Origin of the sequence: Natronomonas sp., from assembly GCF_036625485.1 — an archaeon.
Lineage (GTDB): Archaea > Halobacteriota > Halobacteria > Halobacteriales > Haloarculaceae > Natronomonas.
Genome location: NZ_JAZKTR010000211.1, coordinates 1 through 3,401 on the forward strand (window position 1 = coordinate 1; position 3,401 = coordinate 3,401).

The 3,401-nt window shown below is 65.0% G+C and carries 2 protein-coding genes and 1 pseudogene; 2 read left to right on the plus strand and 1 reads right to left on the minus strand.

The window, feature by feature from the left end; genetic code table 11:
* Both V5A53_RS13920 and V5A53_RS13925 read left to right on the plus strand, forming a co-directional pair.
* Nucleotides 1-370 (plus strand): annotated as a pseudogene (locus V5A53_RS13920) (hypothetical protein); the annotation flags it as partial.
* A gap of 94 nt (nt 371-464) precedes the next feature.
* Nucleotides 465-644 (plus strand): hypothetical protein, encoded by a 180-nt coding sequence (locus tag V5A53_RS13925; RefSeq protein WP_178289786.1) that lies wholly within the window; start codon nt 465-467, stop codon nt 642-644.
* Nucleotides 645-646: 2 nt separating this feature from the next.
* Here the strand turns inward: V5A53_RS13925 and V5A53_RS13930 are convergent, their stop codons facing one another.
* Nucleotides 647-2,992, minus strand: a complete 2,346-nt coding sequence (locus V5A53_RS13930) for an amino acid permease (RefSeq protein WP_332314219.1) — start codon at nt 2,990-2,992, stop codon at nt 647-649.
* Between the last annotated feature and the right edge of the window lie 409 nt (nt 2,993-3,401).

The window sequence follows — 3,401 nt, forward strand, 5'->3', positions numbered from 1 at the left end:
CGCCTTCGAAAGTGGTCTCTCGGAGGACGCCTCCGAGCGGCTCGACGAGCTGGTCGAGGCGTTCCAGCTGTTCGCTACGGGCAAAGAATACTTCAAGACGCTCTACTACACCCAGGAAGTCTCGTCGCTATCACGAACGCTGTTGGTCTTCTCGCTGCCGGCCATCATCGTCACCGCCACGGCCATCCTTGCGATCAACGCCGAACGGCTCCCCGAGTTCTGGATCCTCGGACTCCCACCCGTTCTGACGTCCGTCTCTATGGTGTTTACCATCGCGCTAACCCCATATATCATCCTGACGTCCTACATGCTCCGGTTGGCGACCGTCGCGAAGCGAACCACCGCTGCCGGTCCGTTCTCGCTTAAATGACGACCGGCCGCGTTCGAGATGAGGGATCCGATTCGACCTCCCACCCGCTCCGACTCGCCGCAAGGACAAAGTTGGCTCCCGAAAAGACTCCTGTATGCGCGACGAATCCGACATCCGCGAGCGCATCGCGGAACTGGAATCCCAGTACGACGACTACGACCCGCCGTCCTCGGAGTTCGAGGACACCGCCGAGGTGGCCATCCTCCGGGCCATCGAGGAACTCGAGTGGGTCCTCGAAGAGTACGACGAATCGGCCGGTTTCACGACGTCGTAACGTTATCTGTCGGCGTCCGGCCCGTCCTCGGGGTTACTGAGGTTCGGCGTTTTCGGCTCTGTCGTCACACCCGTCGCCGCCTCCGCCGAGTCCGTTCCACCGCCGAAGAGGCGGTCGAGCAGGCTTCGCTCGTGTGCGCGCTCCGCCAACAGCACCGAGCAGTCGACGTCGTAGAGCACGTCGAGGACGAGCGTCCCCTGAACCAGCCGCGAGAGCAGGCCCTTCTCGGTCGCGCCGATGACCAGCATCGTCGCGTCCTCGGCCGCGCGTTCGATAGCGGCCTCGACGTCGCCGGTTTCGACGAGCAGGTCTGCCCCCGAGAGGCCGTGTTCGTCAGCCCACTCGGTCAGGAACGCCCGGCCTGTCTCCTCGTCTTCGGCGACGTGCAGTAGCGTCACTTCTGCGTCGAACTCCGCCTGCAGGACGCGGGCGACGCCCGCCGAGAGGTCGGATGCCGGGCCGCCAGCGGTCGGCAGGAGGATTCGCGAGGCGTCGAAGCCGCGATCCCGGAAGACGAGGAAGTCGCTGGGAAGCGACCTGGCGAGTTCGTCGATGGCCGATTCCGCGCGGCCGGGGGCACCGTGTGAGTCCTCACCCCAGCCCATCACGGTCACGTCGGCGCCGTAGGTCCGGGCGGCGTCGAAGATCTCCTCGAAGGTCCGATGTGAGAGAACGACGTGGGTCTCGACGTCGACGCCGAAGGTCTCGGCGTCGGCCTGGGCCTTGTCCAGCAGGTCGTGGGCGGCGTCGTGGGCGCCGCGGTCGCGGGCCGCCTCCAGCGAGGTCTGGTCGGGGACGTTTGCGATGTTGACCGCGACGACCGTCCCGTCGTACTGGTGGGCGATGGCCGACGCGAGCGTGATGAGGTGCTTCTCGGTCGCGGGGTTCGAGAGCGGCACCATCACGCGGTAATCGTCGCCCTCCGGGCGGACCGAGGTGGCCGCGGAGACGGCCGTCTCGGGCAACTCGTCGGAGCGGCTGAGGATCCACTCGGCGAGGACGCCCGAGTCCTCGACCTTCTTGCGGGCATACAGGAAGTACCACAGCGCCGCGAAGACGGTCAGGCCACCCGAAAGCAGGATGACCAGCGGCTCGATGTAGATGATGAGCGCGAAGGAGGTAATCGCGCCGATGATGGGGACGAAGGGATACAGCGGCACCGTGAAGTCGGGGTCGTAGCCCGGCGGTTCGGCCTCGCGCATGACGATGAGCGCGAGGTTCAGCAGACCGTAGACGATGAGGTGCAGCACCGACCCGGCCGTCGCCAGCAGTTCGAGGTTCCCGAGCAACAGAAAGACGATGATGAGCGCGCCGGTGACCGCGATGGAGCGATACGGCGTCCCGAATCGCGGGTGGATCTCGTTGAGGTTCGGCGTGATGATCTTCTCTCGTCCCATCGCGAAATTGATGCGGGACGACGAGAGGATGGAGGCGTTCGCGGAGGAGGCCGTCGCCAGCAGGCCGCCGAACAGCAACAGCGCCCACCCGAGGAGGCTCAAATCGAAGCCGAAAATCGAATACTGGCCGAACAGCAGGCGAGCGGCGTCGACGACGGCAGTATCGTTGCCGGCGACGAGTTCGTTCGGCACCGCGGCCAGCAGAACGACGAGGAAGAGCGCGTAGACGACGGTCACAAGCAGGACAGAGCCGATGACGGCCCGCGGGAGGTTCCGACCGGGGTCTTTGATCTCCTCGGCGACGGAGGTGATCTGGACGAAGCCGAGATAGGAGACGAAGACGATGGCGGTGACCGGGAGCACGTCGCCTACGGAACCGGGCGGCGCCAGCGGCGTCAGCGAATCGAGGTCGGCGTTCAGCAGGCCGACGACCGTGAATATCGCGAGGATGCCGAGCAAAAGCAGGACGATGATAATCTGGAGGCCGCCGGTCTCCTTGGCGCCCATGTAGTTGACTGCGATGAAAAGTACGGCGCCGATGAGGCCGATGACCTGAGCGGCTTCCAGCGAGAGCGGTCCTAACGCGAGCGCGGGCGCGCCGACCAGCGTGTTGACGTACTCGCCGAGGCCGTACATGTAGAACGCGGAGGCGAACGCGAGGCCGAGCCAGTTGGCCCACCCGCTTATCGACCCGAACAGCGGGCCGAGAGCCTCGTTGATGTAGAAGTAGGCTCCGCCGGATTTCGGCATCGCGGTGCCGAGCTCCGAGGCCGATAGCGCGGTAAAGAGGGCGATGACGCCCCCGAGGACGAACGTGGCGGCGGCCAGCGGGCCGACCCGAAGGACGGCCGTCCCTGGCAGTACGAAGATCCCGGCGCCGATCATCGTCCCGACGCCGATGGTCAGCGCCGCAAGCGGGCCGAGGTCCTTGGCGAGTTCCTCGTCGGTCATCGGACCCTGAGGCGACACCAACCGTCGGTTGACGCACATACATCCATCTGTGGTCCGAGAAGTGACATACCGTTTCGTTACGCGGCCTCCATTTTATATCCGCGCATATTCCACGGGTCGCCCCGGCCCCCCATCAGACCCTTCTAAAGGTTTAACCGGAGGGACGGAGTATCGTTTCGTATGTACAGTGCCCCCGAGGGACGAACGTACTATCGCTCGGCCATCGTATCGTCGGGCCGGGAGTAACTGGAGGGTCTTTAATGTCGATCATGGACCGAATAGTCGTCCCCGTCGCCACGCCGGAGGACGCACAGGAGACGTGTCTCGCACTCGAACCGCATCTCGACGAGATCGAGGTGGTCATCGCCGTCCACGTCATCGAGAAGGCCGGCGGCGCGATGGACAAGGC

Coding starts and splice junctions, on each gene's coding strand:
- V5A53_RS13925 (WP_178289786.1), top strand. CDS start 465: ATGCGCGACGAATCCGACATCCGCGAGCGCATCGCGGAACTGGAATCC.
- V5A53_RS13930 (WP_332314219.1), bottom strand. CDS start 2,992: ATGACCGACGAGGAACTCGCCAAGGACCTCGGCCCGCTTGCGGCGCTG.